General features: G+C 49.9%; 14 protein-coding genes and 1 riboswitch. All 14 genes read left to right on the top strand.

The features are described from left to right. Positions 1-53: 53 nt before the first annotated feature. On the top strand, positions 54-320 hold the full coding sequence (locus LACSTY_RS08640; RefSeq protein WP_003566007.1) for a phosphocarrier protein HPr: 267 nt from the start codon (positions 54-56) through the stop codon (positions 318-320). Then, the gene (gene ptsP / locus LACSTY_RS08635) at positions 320-2,044 is read left to right on the top strand and encodes a phosphoenolpyruvate--protein phosphotransferase (RefSeq protein ID WP_049171742.1); all 1,725 of its coding nucleotides are present in this window, start codon (positions 320-322) and stop codon (positions 2,042-2,044) included. Before LACSTY_RS08640 ends, ptsP begins: the two co-directional genes overlap by 1 nt. A 262-nt stretch (positions 2,045-2,306) precedes the next feature. Next, positions 2,307-3,731 carry a sugar porter family MFS transporter gene (locus LACSTY_RS08630; RefSeq protein ID WP_306390910.1) on the top strand — a complete coding sequence of 475 codons (1,425 nt, stop codon included), beginning with the start codon at positions 2,307-2,309 and terminating at the stop codon, positions 3,729-3,731. A gap of 335 nt (positions 3,732-4,066) precedes the next feature. Continuing rightward, a riboswitch (TPP riboswitch) is annotated at positions 4,067-4,164 on the top strand. A 42-nt stretch (positions 4,165-4,206) separates the two neighbouring features. Further along, on the top strand, positions 4,207-4,812 hold the full coding sequence (gene thiT, locus LACSTY_RS08625; RefSeq protein ID WP_010487772.1) for an energy-coupled thiamine transporter ThiT: 606 nt from the start codon (positions 4,207-4,209) through the stop codon (positions 4,810-4,812). 359 nt (positions 4,813-5,171) lie between these two features. After that, on the top strand, positions 5,172-5,657 hold the full coding sequence (purE, locus tag LACSTY_RS08620; RefSeq protein WP_087912334.1) for a 5-(carboxyamino)imidazole ribonucleotide mutase: 486 nt from the start codon (positions 5,172-5,174) through the stop codon (positions 5,655-5,657). After that, positions 5,654-6,769 carry a 5-(carboxyamino)imidazole ribonucleotide synthase gene (gene purK / locus LACSTY_RS08615; RefSeq protein ID WP_087912333.1) on the top strand — a complete coding sequence of 372 codons (1,116 nt, stop codon included), beginning with the start codon at positions 5,654-5,656 and terminating at the stop codon, positions 6,767-6,769. The genes purE and purK overlap by 4 nt, the downstream gene beginning before the upstream one ends. Continuing rightward, entirely contained in the window at positions 6,763-7,491 is a 729-nt protein-coding gene (purC, locus tag LACSTY_RS08610; protein WP_162494865.1) for a phosphoribosylaminoimidazolesuccinocarboxamide synthase, read from the top strand. The genes purK and purC overlap by 7 nt, the downstream gene beginning before the upstream one ends. Then, positions 7,484-7,744, top strand: a complete 261-nt coding sequence (gene purS, locus LACSTY_RS08605) for a phosphoribosylformylglycinamidine synthase subunit PurS (RefSeq protein ID WP_087912332.1) — start codon at positions 7,484-7,486, stop codon at positions 7,742-7,744. The genes purC and purS overlap by 8 nt, the downstream gene beginning before the upstream one ends. Further along, on the top strand, positions 7,741-8,427 hold the full coding sequence (gene purQ, locus LACSTY_RS08600; protein ID WP_087912331.1) for a phosphoribosylformylglycinamidine synthase subunit PurQ: 687 nt from the start codon (positions 7,741-7,743) through the stop codon (positions 8,425-8,427). Before purS ends, purQ begins: the two co-directional genes overlap by 4 nt. Beyond that, positions 8,414-10,630 (top strand): phosphoribosylformylglycinamidine synthase subunit PurL, encoded by a 2,217-nt coding sequence (purL, locus tag LACSTY_RS08595; RefSeq protein WP_087912330.1) that lies wholly within the window; start codon positions 8,414-8,416, stop codon positions 10,628-10,630. The genes purQ and purL overlap by 14 nt, the downstream gene beginning before the upstream one ends. Beyond that, a complete protein-coding gene (gene purF, locus LACSTY_RS08590) occupies positions 10,606-12,060 on the top strand; it encodes an amidophosphoribosyltransferase (RefSeq protein WP_087912329.1) in 1,455 nt (484 codons plus the stop codon). Before purL ends, purF begins: the two co-directional genes overlap by 25 nt. After that, entirely contained in the window at positions 12,057-13,067 is a 1,011-nt protein-coding gene (gene purM / locus LACSTY_RS08585; RefSeq protein ID WP_087912328.1) for a phosphoribosylformylglycinamidine cyclo-ligase, read from the top strand. The genes purF and purM overlap by 4 nt, the downstream gene beginning before the upstream one ends. Further along, positions 13,064-13,633 (top strand): phosphoribosylglycinamide formyltransferase, encoded by a 570-nt coding sequence (gene purN, locus LACSTY_RS08580; protein ID WP_306390909.1) that lies wholly within the window; start codon positions 13,064-13,066, stop codon positions 13,631-13,633. Before purM ends, purN begins: the two co-directional genes overlap by 4 nt. Next, complete coding sequence (purH, locus tag LACSTY_RS08575; RefSeq protein WP_087912326.1) at positions 13,634-15,157, top strand: bifunctional phosphoribosylaminoimidazolecarboxamide formyltransferase/IMP cyclohydrolase; 1,524 nt, start codon at positions 13,634-13,636, stop codon at positions 15,155-15,157. Positions 15,158-15,299 lie beyond the last annotated feature (142 nt).

Here is a 15,299-nt window from a genome sequence, read left to right as displayed (position 1 = left end):
AACTATTCGGAAAAACACTAGAAATCTAGTTAATATGAAGGAGCAGATCAGTCATGGAAAAACGTGAATTTAACATTATTGCAGAAACCGGGATCCACGCACGTCCGGCAACCTTGTTGGTACAAGCAGCCAGCAAGTTCAACTCAGACATCAACTTGGAATATAAAGGCAAGAGCGTTAACCTGAAGTCCATTATGGGTGTTATGAGTTTGGGTGTTGGCCAAGGCGCCGATGTTACCATTTCTGCTGAAGGTGCTGACGAAGCAGACGCAATTGCTGCTATTACCGATACTATGAAAAAAGAAGGCTTGGCTGAATAATGGCTGAACATTTGAAGGGAATCGCTGCTAGTGATGGGATCGCCACAGCGAAGGCCTATTTACTGGTTCAACCTGATTTATCATTTGACAAAAAAACGGTTGATGATCCTTCAAAGGAAATCAATCGGCTGAAGCAGGCACTTGATCAAAGTAATGATGAGTTAAAGGTTATCCGTGCAAAGGCCGCTGAATCGCTTGGCGAAGAAGAGGCTCAAGTTTTTGATGCCCATATGATGATTTTGGCTGATCCTGACTTTACCGGTCAGATCGAATCCAAGATCAAGGACGAAAAAGTAAATGCCGAACAAGCTGTGAAGGAAGTTTCCGAATTCTTCATTCAGACCTTTGAAGGCATGACTGATAATCCGTATATGCAGGAACGTGCTGCCGATGTTCGCGATGTAACAAAGCGTATTATGGCGCATTTGTTGGGTCGTACATTGCCGAATCCGGCGTTGATTGATGAAGAAGTCATTATCGTGGCTCACGATTTGACCCCTTCTGACACGGCACAGCTCAACAAGAAGTATGTGAAGGCATTCGTCACTGATATCGGTGGTCGGACGGCCCACAGCGCAATCATGGCGCGTTCATTGGAAATTCCTGCTGTTGTCGGAACCGATGACGTCACCAAGAAGGCCCAAAACGGTCAATTGATTTCCGTTGACGGTCTGACTGGTGAAGTGGTCATTGATCCTTCGACGGATGAGGTTGCCAAATTCAAGCAAGCTGCTGAAGCATTTGCCAAGCAAAAGGCTGAATGGGCGCAACTGAAGACGGCGAAATCCGTGACGGCTGATGGCAAGCATTTTGATGTTGCGGCTAACATCGGGACCCCGAAGGATCTTGATGGTGTGCTGGCAAATGGTGCTGAAGGTATCGGCCTGTATCGTACCGAATTCCTTTACATGGATTCTTCCGAATTGCCGACTGAAGACGATCAGTTCGAGGCCTACAAGAAGGTTCTTGAAACCATGAATCCAAAGCCGGTCGTTGTTCGGACAATGGATATTGGCGGGGATAAGCATTTGCCGTACCTGCCATTACCGCAAGAACAAAACCCATTCTTAGGTTATCGTGCGATCCGGATCAGTCTTGATCGTCAGGATATTTTCCGTACCCAATTGCGGGCTTTGTTGCGCGCATCTGCATTCGGTAATCTGCGGATCATGTTCCCGATGATCGCAACCATTTCCGAGTTCAAACAGGCTAAGCAGATCTTCACAGAAGAAAAAGACAAGTTGGTTAAGGATGGCGTTAAGGTATCCGACAACATTCAGCTTGGCATTATGATCGAAATTCCTGCTGCGGCAGTTCTGGCTGATCAGTTTGCTAAGTATGTCGACTTCTTCTCGATCGGGACTAACGATTTAATTCAGTACTCAATGGCGGCTGATCGTGGGAACGAACATGTTTCTTACCTGTATCAACCATACAACCCATCGATCCTCCGGCTGGTCAAGCATGTGATTGACTCAGCCCACAAGGAAGGCAAATGGGCTGGCATGTGTGGTGAAGCTGCTGGTGATCCGATCATGGTTCCGTTGCTGCTTGGTATGGGACTTGACGAATATTCCATGTCTGCAACTTCTGTTCTTAAGGTGCGCAGCTTGATGAAGCGGCTCTCCACCGAGGACATGGCTAAGATGGCCGATGTTGCTCTAAATGAAAATATTTCGAATGACGAAAATGCGGACTTGGTTAAAAAGACAACCGGTCAGTAATGACGTCATGATTTGAAGAAGGCTGTCATCCCAAACAGGGTGGCGGTCTTTTTTAATTGCTTTAAAGCTTTGGCGAGAGCTTTGTCATTTCTTTTAAGTGGCTTGGTAAGTAGACGGCAATGCCTGGGCAGATCGTATTTACCTGGTGCACATGCAGCATTTTCAGAAAAGTGGTATGGTTATTATGTAAACTAAAAAGGTCGAGCCGCGATGCAGATCTGTGATAGTAAGTATGGTGGTTCACCGAATGAGGGGGAATTGCATGTATTTACAACATCAAACAAAAACAGGCTTGCAGCGCAGGACTGGTGCTTTTTCCACTGCGCGTGTTCGGTTACGACTAGTGGCGCTCATTTCGACAATGGGCGGGCTTCTTTTTGGCTATGATACCGGCGTCATCAATGGCGCTTTGCCGTTTATTTCCAGTGAACTTAAATTAGCACCGGGTTTACAAGGATGGGTCACCAGTAGTTTAACGTTAGGCGCGGCATTTGGTGCTGTGTTGGTCGGCCGGGTTAGTGATCGATACGGGCGAAAACGTTTGATTACCGGATTAGCCGGTTTATTTTTTCTCGCCACCCTCGCTTCTTCACTAGCGCCCAGTGCTGGTTGGTTGATTGGGGCCCGGATGGTCTTGGGGCTGGCAGTCGGTGGTGTTTCGGTTTTGGTTCCTAGCTTTCTGGCTGAAATTGCGCCAACGAATCGGCGTGGTCGGCTTGTGACCCAAAATGAATTAATGGTCGTCTCGGGTCAACTGCTTGCGTTCATCTTGAATGCCGTTTTAGGGACGAATTTTGGCAATGTTCACGGTATTTGGCGGTGGATGATCGTCTTGGCCGTGATCCCAGCTATTCTTCTGGGTGTTGGCACCCATTTTGTTCCTGAATCACCGCGTTGGTTAATGATGAAGGGCCGTCAGCAAGATGCTGAAGACAGCCTCGCAGTTTTGCGAACACCGCAAGAGGTTCCAAATGAGCTTGAACATTTAAAACAGACGATTGCGAAAAGTGCAGAACATAAAAAGGTCAAGCCGGTTGATGCACTCAAGGTTAAGTGGATTCGCCGACTATTGATGATCGGTATCGGCTTAGGCGTTATCCAACAAATCGCTGGGATTAATGTCATGATGTATTATGGAACATCAATTTTGCAGATGACTGGATTTGGCCGCAACAGTGCGTTGATTGCCAACATTGCCAATGGGGTCACGGCGGTCGCTGCTACAATTGTCACGATGCAACTGCTTAAACATGTGCCGCGCCGACCATTATTGATTATTGGTTTAATTGGTACGTCACTGGCGATTACAGGTGTGACATTTGCTTCCCGTTTGCCGGCAGGATCGCCGATGCGTTCTTTTACAACCATTCTGATGATGATGCTCTTCCTGGCCTTCTTCCAAGGAGCGATTAGCCCAATGACCTGGCTGCTTATGTCGGAGATTTTACCGGAACAGTTGCGCGGCCTTGGTATGGGCACAGCGACCTTCTTCCTGTGGTTGAGTAATTTTGCGGTTGGGGTGCTTTTCCCAATTGGCTTGGCACAGATGGGGATGTTTTGGACGTTCGTTTGCTTCATTGTGACGAATATTGTCTCGTTGCTGTTTGTCGTTATCTTTGTACCGGAGACGGCAGGGAAGTCGTTGGAGGCTTTGCACCGTGAAGAAAAGGCGCGGTTGAGTCGGTGAGTGAAAAAATTCATGTTGCAAGATTGCCGCTGTTCTGAAGTACGCTCACGCTCCATAAAACGCGTTCGCAGGCCCAGAAACCTGCGTGTAAGGACCTCTCTCAAGTATAAATGGTAAAAGGCAGATCAGTTCCTGATGCACTTAAAAACGCGCTCACCAGCCCAGAAACCTCCACATAAGGACCTCAGACCTAAATGGCCAAAGCCCGGCCATTTAGGTCTGAGGCCACTTATGCTCCGGTTTCTAACCGGGCTGGTTCACGCTCTGCTCTGGGTAAAATATTTGCCCTTTCTCCAAAGTCTGGTAGGATAAAGTTGTATCAATTAATTCGATGAACCTTCACAAAGGGGAGCCATTGGCTGAGATCGGGGAGACCCGGACCCTTCGAACCTGTTCGTTAATGCGAGCGTAGGGATTTGTGAACGGTCGGAAGCGACCTTCTTTGTGAGTGGGGATTCACTAGGAGGCTTTTTTTATGCAACAACATAAGCGTCTGGTTGTTATTTTGGAAACAGCGATTATTGCCGCGTTTGCGATGGCGCTGACGTATATTCCGCATACCACCGGTGTTTCGGCGATTGAGTTGAATTATGGCTTGATTCCGATTGCGGTGCTGGCGATGCGGCGTGGGGCGATTCCTGCCGCATGGGCTGGCTTTGTCTGGGGCATTCTTGATTTGATTCTGCGTGGCCTTAGTGGCGGCAGTGTTCTGAACCCGATTCAGGGCTTTCTTGAATATCCAATCGCCTTTACGCTAGTTGGTTTAATGGGATTGACCTATGCTGCCTTTCAAAAGAACGTTCGCGGCGGTGAAAAGGTAAAGGCTAGCGGCTATGCTTTCGCCGGTATTATCATCGGTACTTTTGCTAAGTACTTCATTCACTTTATCGCTGGTGTTGTTTTCTGGGGCAGTTATGCACCAAAAGGCATGAATGCCTGGATCTATTCGTTGATCGTTAACGGCGGATCTGCGCTGTTCAGTACCGTATTGGCGATTGTCGTTGTCGGCATTTTGCTAACGGTCGCGCCACAACTCTTTATTGCCAAAGATGGCAAGTCGCTTTCTACCAAAGCAGCTTAAGCCGTTGCATCATTCGTAAAAATGACTGGCTGGTTCTTGTCTCCCCGTATTGTAAGGGGTTAGGCATCTAGGCCTTAAATCGGTTCCAAAGATGAAACAAATCTTTGGAGCCGATTTTTTTGTTTTCAAGAAAACTGAAGATGATTAGCGCGGCAGTTGCTGAATTTGAAGCCCTTTACGTAGCCAAATTTTCCCATTGAAGTTAACGATGATTCAAGTTTTAGGCACTGCAAGAATTAATATCTCTAGTAAAACACGAACATTAATTTGAAATAAGTCCAATATAGTTCCATTTTACGGTTGAATGTTGTTTCTGAACGTGCTATTCTCAAAATATCTTAAAGAAAGCAGGGAACAAGATGCAGAAAGTAGCTGTGGTCATGGGCTCAAGCTCCGATTGGCCAACCATGCAACAGGTTGCAACGCAATTGACGGCGCTGGCGATCCCTTATGAAAAGCGCGTTATTTCGGCTCATCGGATGCCGGATAAGCTTGCGGAATTCGGTAAGCAAGCGGCTGATCAAGGCTTTGGGGTGATTATTGCTGGAGCAGGCGGTGCGGCTCATTTACCGGGGATGCTCGCAGCCAACACCCTTTTGCCTGTCATCGGGGTGCCAATTAAAACCCGAACATTAAATGGCATTGATAGTTTGTTATCGATTGTCCAGATGCCCGGCGGAGTGCCAGTCGGAACCATGGCCATCGGTGATGCCGGTGCTGTAAATGCTGCTTTATTTGCCGCTTCAATCCTAGCTTTGACAGATGAGGCATTAACCCAACGTCTCGAAGCCTTTCGTGCCGAGCAGACCAAACGCGCCGAAGAAAGCGAGGCTGCGCTCAAATGATTGATGTGGTGACGTCTCCGGCAACAATCGGCATTATCGGCGGTGGTCAGCTTGGTCGGATGTTAGTCCAAAGCGCCAAGACGATGGGTTATCGTGTCGGCATTCTCGAACCCACACCCAATTCACCGGCAGGGCAGGTCGCGGACTTCCAAATTACGGCGCCCTACGATGACCAAGCGGCGTTGACCAAGTTAGCCAAGGAATCCGATGTTTTAACTTATGAGTTCGAAAATGTTGACTTAGCTGCACTTGAGGCTGTCCGACATTTAACTCGCATCCCTCAAGGCACTGCGATTCTAGCAACGACCCGAGACCGCATCAAGGAAAAGACTTTTCTTGAAACCCACGGCGTTCCAGTAACACCGTTTGCGGCCGTTGATTCACCGGCAACACTGAAAACCGCGATTGCCAAGATCGGCCTGCCAGCGATTCTGAAAACCACAACAGGCGGTTATGACGGACACGGCCAACAGGATATCAACACACTGGCAGATGTACCGGCGGCGGAAAAACTACTTGCGCATGGGCCCTGCATTTTAGAAAAACGCCAGCAATTCGATCGCGAAGCCTCTGTCATGATCACGCGTGATGGTCGCGATCAAGTCCGAGTTTTCCCGATTGTTGAAAATCGGCACAAAAATCACATTTTGCATCTCACTTTAGCACCGGCGCCGAGCATTTCATCGGTGTTAGCGCACAAGATTGATGACCTGGCGACCAAAATCGCCTTAGGACTTGATTTACGTGGTGTGTTAGGCGTTGAGCTGTTCCTTGAAGGGGATAACGTCATTGCCAACGAGCTGGCACCGCGGCCGCATAACTCCGGTCACTACTCGATCGAAGCATGTAACTTTTCCCAGTTCGATGCGCACATTCTGAGCATCTGTGGCTTGCCAATCCCGCCGATTGAATTGAAGCAGTCAGCGGTCATGCGCAATTTGCTCGGTGACGATTTAACCCAGGCCAAAGCAAAGTGGCCGCAGCATCCCGAATGGCACATGCATGATTATGGCAAAGTCGAGATTCGCCCTGGCCGTAAGATGGGGCACATCACGGTGACCGATGATCGCAATGTTTTGGACATACTTAAACAAATGGAGGCAGCATGGTGAAGAAGACAACGTTACTGTATACCGGCAAAGCCAAGCAGGTTTTTGCAACCGAGGATCCGGATGTTTTATGGATGGCTTACACCAATCAGGCCACGGCTTTAAACGGGGAAAAGAAGGCACAGATTGATCATAAAGGTGAGCTAAATCGCGCCATTTCGACCTTGTTGTTTAAAGAGTTAGCTGCCGCCGGTATTCCAACCCATTACATTGATTCGCCGGATGCCACTACGATGATCGTCAAAAAAGCGACGATGCTGCCGCTGGAAGTGGTGGTGCGTAATTATGCATCAGGACACTTTGTCACGAAATTCAATGTGAAACCGATGATGAAGCTCGACCCGCCGATCCACGAATACTATTACAAGTCCGATGAACTCGGCGATCCATTCATGAACGAGGCACAAATTTTCGCTTTACATGAAGCAACGCCTGAACAATTACGTGAAGTTCGTGCATTAACCGACCGCATTAATGCCTATCTCACAAAACGTTTCAATGAAGTTGGCATCACCTTGGTTGATTTCAAGCTTGAATATGGGACGTTAAAAGACGGCACATTGGTATTAGCAGACGAACTGTCACCGGATAATTTCCGCTTGGTTGACCAACAAACAGGCGCGTCGCTTGATAAAGACGTTTTTCGCCAAAATCGGGGTCCGCTAACACCGGTTTATCAAGAAGTGCTTAATCGACTACAAGAAAAAGGAGCTGCTCATGTTTAAAGCTAAAGTTTACGTGACCTACAAACCTTCTGTACTGGATCCCAAGGCTGAAGTCATCAAAACGGCCTTAAGCCGGATGGATTATCACAATGTTGATGACGTCTTGTATGGTAAATATTTCGAATTAAAGCTTAGCGGCACCGAAGCAGCGGTACGAAAGCAAGTCGATACGATTTGTGATCAGTTGCTTGCTAACGTCAATATGGAAACTTATCGCTTTGACTTGGAGCCAGTCACGGAGGATGAGGCATGAAAGCGGCCGTTATTTCTTTTCCCGGATCCAATTGTGATCTGGATTTGCAGTGGGCAGTGCAGCAAATTGCCGGTGCCGACTGTGAATTGATCAAGCAGGATCAAACCGATTTAAGCAGTTACGACGTCGTGATGGTACCCGGCGGTTTTTCTTACGGTGATTATTTGCGCAGCGGTGCCATCGCCCGGTTTTCACCCGTCATGACGGCGCTAAAAGATTTTGCGGATGCTGGCGGGTATGTGCTTGGTATCTGCAATGGCTTTCAGATTTTAACTGAAGCCGGTTTGTTGCCAGGGGCCTTGCAGTGGAATCGCGATCTGAACTTTATCTGCGAGCCGGTGGCGTTGACCGTTGATCGCGCGGACACGGCATTCTCGAATCAATATCAGGTCGGCGAACAGTTGACGTTGCCGATTGCCCATGGTGAAGGCAATTATTATGCCGATCCCGAAACGTTGGCGGAGCTCGAAGCTAATGGCCAAGTGGTGTTTCGGTACGTCGACAATCCGAATGGTAGTGTTCATGACATTGCAGGCGTGACCAATGCGGCGGGTAATGTTTTAGGGATGATGCCGCATCCGGAGCGTGCGGTTGAAGCCTTACTTGGCGGTACTGATGGATTAGGCGTCTTTCATTCGCTTATCCAACAAACGAAAGGAGCCGACATTCGTGGCACACGTTGAAATGAGTCCAACGGCCATTGCGGAAAAGAAATCCTATCTGGACTTGGGATTGACTGAGGCCGAGTATGAGCGTTTTGCCGAATTAATCGGCCATCAACCTAATGACACTGAAATCGGTTTGGCAAGCGGCATGTGGAGTGAACACTGTGCTTATAAGTACAGCAAACCGATCTTACGCCAGTTCTGGACCAAAAATGAACGGGTTTTGATGGGGCCTGGTGAAGGTGCCGGTGTCATTGATATCGGTGAAGGCAAAGCGGTGGTGTTTAAAGCCGAAAGCCATAATCACCCTTCCGCCGTCGAACCTTATGAAGGTGCCGCAACCGGTGTCGGCGGGATTATCCGCGACATTTTCTCCATTGGCGCTAAGCCTGTAGCGATGCTGGATTCACTGGCTTTTGGCGATCTTAATCAACCGCACACGCAACATCTGGTTGACCGGATTGTTGCCGGCATTGGCGGTTATGGCAATGCAATCGGCATTCCGACAGTGGGTGGCGAAACCAATTTTGATGGTAGCTATACGCGCAATCCGCTGGTAAATGCGATGTGTGTGGGCATCATGGATAAGGATCAGATTCAAAAAGGCAAAGCAGCCGGCGTCGGTAATGCCTTGATTTATGTCGGTGCCAAAACCGGTCGGGATGGCATTAATGGTGCCAGCTTTGCCTCTAGTGAATTTTCCGACGACGAGGCGGCGGATCGCTCAGCCGTTCAGGTCGGCGATCCATTTATGGAAAAGCTATTGATGGATGCGTGCCTTGAGATCACCCAGCAACATCAGCAGGCACTTGTCGGCATTCAGGATATGGGTGCGGCAGGGTTGGTTTCGTCCAGTGTTGAAATGGCCGGTAAAGCCAATAGCGGCATGGCCTTGGATCTTGACTTGATTCCGCAGCGCGAAGCCAACATGACGCCATTTGAGATTATGTTATCCGAGTCGCAGGAACGCATGCTGCTTTGTGTTCGCGCCGGTTTTGAACAAGAAGTCTTGGATGTCTTTGCTGCCTATGATTTAGACGCAGCAGTTGTTGGCCACGTGATTGAAGGTCATCAATACAAACTTTATCATCATGGCAAATTGGTTTGCGATGTGCCGGTCAGCTCTTTAACCGATGATGCACCGGTTTATGAACAAGAGGCTAAGCAGCCGGAGCGTCTGGCTAACCCGGCACCTGATTTTGATCCGATTGTGACAGATCCGGTCGCAACCTGGAAAGCGATGATGGCGATGCCGACCATTGCCGACAAGTCATCCTTGTACCGGCGCTATGACGCGCAAGTGCAAACCAATACCGTGGTTCTGCCAGGCAGCGATGCCGCAGTGATTCGTGTGCGAGGGACGCATCGGGCACTGGCGATGACGACCGACAGTAAGGGACGGTATCTCTATCTCGATCCGCAAGTCGGTGCCGCAATAAGTGTCGCCGAGGCCGCGCGGAATCTGGTTGCCAGCGGCGCAGAGCCATTGGGGATTACCGATTGCCTCAACTTTGGCGATCCGACCAAACCGGAGGCATTTTACGAACTTGCCGAGGCAGCTAAAGGCATTATTCAAGCGACCAAAGCGTTTAATGCACCGGTGATTTCCGGTAATGTGTCGCTTTATAACGAAACGAATGGGCACGCGATTTATCCGACGCCGATGATCGGGATGGTGGGGCTGATTGAAGATCTCAGCACCATCACGACAGCAGCGTTTAAGCACGCCGATGATCTGATTTATCTGGTCGGTGAAACGCATGGCGACTTTAACGGCAGTGAGTTGCAAAAACTACAAACTGGCGGCGTTTCCGGTCGATTATTCGACTTTGATTTAGAAGCAGAACAGACTAATCAAGCGTTCGTCTTAAAAGCGATTCGGCAACATTTGGTGACTGCCGCCCATGATTTAAGTGATGGTGGGCTGCTGGTGGCACTTGCAGAAATGGGCTTTGCCAATGGTCTGGGCGCCAAGATTAAGGTGACGTTGCCAACCAGCTGGGGCTTTTCCGAAACCCAAGGCCGCTTCTTGATAACGGTGGCACCAGAGAATCAAGCAGCATTCGAAGCTTTAAACGGTTCGGCCAAACTGATTGGCCATGTCCAGGCAGCACCACAATTCGACGTCACAACGGTCAGTCATCAATTTTCGGTGGCCTTGAGCCAGCTGCAAACTGCATTTGAGGAGGCACTCCCATGGTACATGAACCAAAAGGCTTAAATGAAGAATGCGGCGTCTTTGGTATTTGGGGCAACCCCAACGCTGCCAGTATTACCCATCTGGGCCTGCACACGCTGCAACATCGTGGACAGGAAGGTGCCGGCATCGTTGGTCTCACCAAAGAAGGCATGCGGCGCCATTATGGTTTGGGACTGCTAAGTGAAGTGTTTACTAACACCGATCAGTTGCGGCCATTGATGGGTCGGGCTGCTTTAGGTCATGTTCGCTATTCAACAGCAGGCGGTCGCGTTCTGGAAAATATCCAGCCGCTACTTTTCCGGTTTTCTGATGAGTCAATCGCTTTAGCGCACAATGGCAATTTGACCAACGCGATTAGCTTGCGGCGGGAACTTGAAGATCAAGGTGCCATTTTTCAATCCACTTCGGATACCGAAGTGCTCATGCATTTGATTCGTCGCCAGGTCGACAAGCCTTGGTTGGTTCAGCTAAAAACGGCACTGAATGAAGTGCACGGTGGTTTTGCGTTTGTTTTGCTGACCGAGCATGGCTTGTATGCAGCGGTTGATCCTCACGGCTTTCGGCCGATGGTGGTCGGCGTCATGCCAGATGGTGGTTACATCGTTTGCAGCGAAACTGCTGCGTTAGATGCGGTGGGCGCCGACTTTGTTCGCGATGTTCAGCCTGGTGAATTAATTACAATTGACGATGCCGGGTTGCACCTTGATCATTTCACGACAGATACCACGCTGGCCGTTTGTTCAATGGAATATATTTATTTTGCCCGTCCGGATTCTGACATTCATGGCATCAACGTTCACCAGGCGCGCGTACGCATGGGCGAGCGTTTGGCTAAGGAACAACCGGCCGACGCCGATATTGTTGTCGGGGTGCCTAATTCATCACTGTCAGCCGCGATCGGTTATGCTAAGGCCAGCGGGATCCCTTATGAAATGGGACTGGTCAAGAGCCAGTATGTGGCGCGGACATTCATTCAACCGACGCAGGCCTTGCGTGAAAAAAGCGTCAAAATGAAGTTGAGTGTCATTAAGCCCGTCGTTGCCGGAAAGCGGATCGTTTTGGTCGATGATTCGATTGTGCGGGGAACCACTTCCAAACAAATCGTTAAATTGCTCAAAGAAGCCGGAGCTGCCGAGGTTCACCTGCGCATTGCCAGTCCGCCATTGCGGTTCCCGTGCTTTTATGGCATTGATTTTCAAACGACCAGCGAGCTGTTTGCAGCCAATCACACGGTTCCGGAAATGCGTGATTTGTTGAATGTTGAATCACTTGGATTTCTTTCGACTCAAGGGCTTGAAGATAGTATCGGGTTACCGACCACGGCTCCGAATGGCGGGTTATGCGTGGCTTATTTCACCGGAAAATATCCAACGCCGCTTGACGATTATGAATCCGACCTGAATAAAGAAGTTGCGTCACTCAAAGTTAATGTTGCGGAGGTTAGCGCATGACAGATTACAAAGACGCTGGCGTTGATATTAAAGCCGGTGATGAAGCGGTGCAACGAATTGCCGCGTTAGCCAAGGAAACAACGAATGAAAATGTGTTAGCAAGTGTTGGCGGTTTTGCGGCGGCATATCGGTTGCCGTCTGTCCCACAGCCGACTTTAATCAGTGCCACGGATGGGGTCGGAACCAAGCTACTGTTGGCCTTGCAGTGCGATGCGCATGAAACGGTTGGCATTGATTTGGTGGCGATGGTGGCCAATGATTTGCTTGCCTCAGGTGCGCAGCCATTGTTTTTCCTTGATTACATGGCGGTGGATCATTTGGATGTGGCGCGTGCCGAGTCTGTGGTTCGCGGGATTGCGTTCGGTTGCCAACAGGCCGAGATGGCGCTTATCGGTGGTGAGACTGCTGAGATGCCGGATATGTATCCGCAACATCATTACGATTTGGCTGGGTTTGCGGTTGGCGTTGTTTCGGCACCAAAACGGTTACCGCAACATGTCGCTGAAGGGGACGTGCTGATCGGTTTGCCAAGTTCCGGGGTTCACAGTAACGGCTATTCGCTGGTGCGGAAGTTGTTGGCCGAAACCGATTTGGGCAGTCAGACACTGGAAGACGGTTCGGAAATGATGCAAGCGCTCATGCGACCGACGCGAATCTATGTTAAACAGGTGCTGCCTTTGATGCAGCAGGGCCTGATCCATGCGGCAGCGCATATTACCGGTGGGGGGATTACCGAGAATCTGCCACGGGTGATCCCCGATGGTTTAAGTGCCCACGTCGATCCGCAAGCATGGCGGCGGCCGGAACTTTTTGATCGTCTGCAACATGCCGGTCATTTGAGTGAAAGCACGATGCGGATGACCTTTAATCTTGGCATCGGTATGATTTTGGTAGTCGCTAAGGAATCGGTTTCCGCAGTCCAGACGGCCTTGCCAAGCAGTAAAGTGATCGGCGAAGTTGTCGCAGACCCAGCGGAAAAGATTCACTGGCAGGTGGCAGGCGAATGAAAGCATTAGCTGTTTTTGCATCAGGGAACGGAACCAATTTTGAAGCATTGTTTGCGGCTTCGCAGGCGCATGATAGCAATTTTCGCATTGTGGTGGTGGTTTGTGATCGGGCACGTGCCCCGGTGATTCGCAAAGCAGCCCATCATCAGATTCCAACCATTGTCGTGAACTTCAAGGACTATACCGATAAGGCGGCAGCCGAAGCTCACATTTTGACGGCGCTTCCGCCGGTCGACGCGTTGATTCTGGCAGGCTACATGCGCATTATCGGCCCGACCTTGTTAGATGCATTTCCGCGGCGCATTATCAACCTGCATCCGGCACTGTTGCCAAGTTTTCCCGGGCGCCAAGGGATCAAGGATGCCTTTGATTATGGGGTGAAAGTAACTGGTGTGACCGTCCATTACGTTGATGCGGGTATCGATACCGGCGAAATCATTGCCCAGGATCCTGTCCGGGTACTGCCCGGCATGACATTAGCCGAATTGGAAGCCGCCATTCACCGTCAGGAGCATCACACTTTTCCGGAAACTGTCAAGAAACTCATTCAAGAAGGAGCGATTTAAGTGAAACGAGCATTGTTAAGTGTCTCTGATAAAACCGGTTTGGTACCTTTTGCTAAGGGATTGATTGAACGGGGTTTTGAACTGATTTCAACTGGCGGCACCCATCGTGAACTGGCTGAAGCAGGCGTGGCCGTGACCAGTGTTGAAGATGTGACCGGTTTTCCGGAGATGCTTGATGGCCGGGTTAAGACACTGCATCCTAAAATTCATGCCGGTATCCTGGCGCGCCGGGATGATCCGAAGCATATGCAGGCGTTGGCCGATCATGACATCCAACCGATTGACGTGGTGTGTGTGAATCTGTATCCGTTTGCTGAAACCATTAAACGGGCTGATGTGACCCGGGCCGAAGCTATTGAACAAATTGACATCGGTGGTCCTTCTGCTTTGCGCGCCGCGGCTAAAAATAGTGATAGTGTCTGGGCCGTGGTTGACCCGGCTGATTATTCAGCAGTTTTGACCGGTCTTGATCAAGATGATGCGGCGTTGCGGCAGAAACTGGCAGCCAAGGTTTTTGCAGTAACGGCGGCTTATGATGCCCAAATCGTTCATTACTTAGATCCAGAACCATTTCCGGAGCAATTCACCCCGACTTACCACAAGCGCCAAGACCTGCGCTATGGGGAAAATAGTCATCAGCAAGCGGCGTTTTACGTTGAACCGGATCCTGATCCGACGAGTCTGGCGGCTGCCAAGCAGTTGCACGGCAAAGAGCTTTCGTACAACAATATCAAGGATGCTGATGCTGCTTTGGCGATGCTGCGTGAATTCAAGCAGCCGGCTGTTGTGGCAGTTAAACATATGAATCCTTGTGGCATTGGCTTGGGCGAAACGATCGAAGCTGCATGGGACAAGGCGTATGCGGCAGATCCGATGTCGATCTTCGGTGGCATTATTGCGCTGAATCGGCAAGTAGACTTGGCGACTGCCGAAAAAATGCATAAATTATTCCTTGAAATCATCATGGCGCCGGGCTTTGACGATGATGCCTACGAGATTTTGGCTAAGAAGAAAAATGTGCGCTTGTTAACGATTAATACGGCCGATGTGCCAGAAGAACTGGGCACCGAAACGGTTTCGATTTTCGGCGGCCTACTGGTACAAACGCGTGACGATAAGACGGAAACACCGGCAGATATGACCGTTGTGACCAAGGTGCAGCCGACTGCTGATCAGTTAAAAGCCTTGGCGTTTGCGCAAACCGTGGTTAAACACGTGAAGAGCAATGCGATTGTGGTCGCCCAGGCAGATCAGACGTTAGGCATTGGCGCCGGTCAAATGAATCGGATCGGGTCAGTCGAATTGGCATTGACCGAGGCGCAACAAAACGAAAACTTTGCCGGCGCCGTCATGGCCAGCGACGCCTTCTTCCCAATGGACGATTGCGTTGATTACGCTGCGAAACACGACATCAAAGCCATCATCCAACCAGGCGGCAGCATCCGCGACAAAGACTCCATCGCCAAAGCAGATGAATACGGCATCGCCATGGTAACAACGGGTGTGCGGCACTTTAGGCATTAAGAGCGTGAGAGCGTGAGCTGGCGCGGTTAGAAGTCGGAGTATAAGTGGCCTTAGGTGTGATGGCCCGAACTTGGCCATTACGCCTAAGGTCCTTATACGTAGACTTCTGCGCCAGCGAACGCGTTTTGGCGCCAGAAAGCTG

Source organism: Lacticaseibacillus styriensis (genome assembly GCF_030770295.1).
GTDB classification, from domain to species: domain Bacteria; phylum Bacillota; class Bacilli; order Lactobacillales; family Lactobacillaceae; genus Lacticaseibacillus; species Lacticaseibacillus casei.
This window is presented reverse-complemented; position numbering and strand designations above follow the sequence as displayed.

Coding starts and splice junctions, on each gene's coding strand:
- ptsP (WP_049171742.1), top strand. CDS start 320: ATGGCTGAACATTTGAAGGGAATCGCTGCTAGTGATGGGATCGCCACA.
- purE (WP_087912334.1), top strand. CDS start 5,172: ATGCAGAAAGTAGCTGTGGTCATGGGCTCAAGCTCCGATTGGCCAACC.
- purK (WP_087912333.1), top strand. CDS start 5,654: ATGATTGATGTGGTGACGTCTCCGGCAACAATCGGCATTATCGGCGGT.
- purM (WP_087912328.1), top strand. CDS start 12,057: ATGACAGATTACAAAGACGCTGGCGTTGATATTAAAGCCGGTGATGAA.
- purF (WP_087912329.1), top strand. CDS start 10,606: ATGGTACATGAACCAAAAGGCTTAAATGAAGAATGCGGCGTCTTTGGT.
- purC (WP_162494865.1), top strand. CDS start 6,763: ATGGTGAAGAAGACAACGTTACTGTATACCGGCAAAGCCAAGCAGGTT.
- LACSTY_RS08630 (WP_306390910.1), top strand. CDS start 2,307: ATGTATTTACAACATCAAACAAAAACAGGCTTGCAGCGCAGGACTGGT.
- LACSTY_RS08640 (WP_003566007.1), top strand. CDS start 54: ATGGAAAAACGTGAATTTAACATTATTGCAGAAACCGGGATCCACGCA.
- purS (WP_087912332.1), top strand. CDS start 7,484: ATGTTTAAAGCTAAAGTTTACGTGACCTACAAACCTTCTGTACTGGAT.
- purN (WP_306390909.1), top strand. CDS start 13,064: ATGAAAGCATTAGCTGTTTTTGCATCAGGGAACGGAACCAATTTTGAA.
- purQ (WP_087912331.1), top strand. CDS start 7,741: ATGAAAGCGGCCGTTATTTCTTTTCCCGGATCCAATTGTGATCTGGAT.
- thiT (WP_010487772.1), top strand. CDS start 4,207: ATGCAACAACATAAGCGTCTGGTTGTTATTTTGGAAACAGCGATTATT.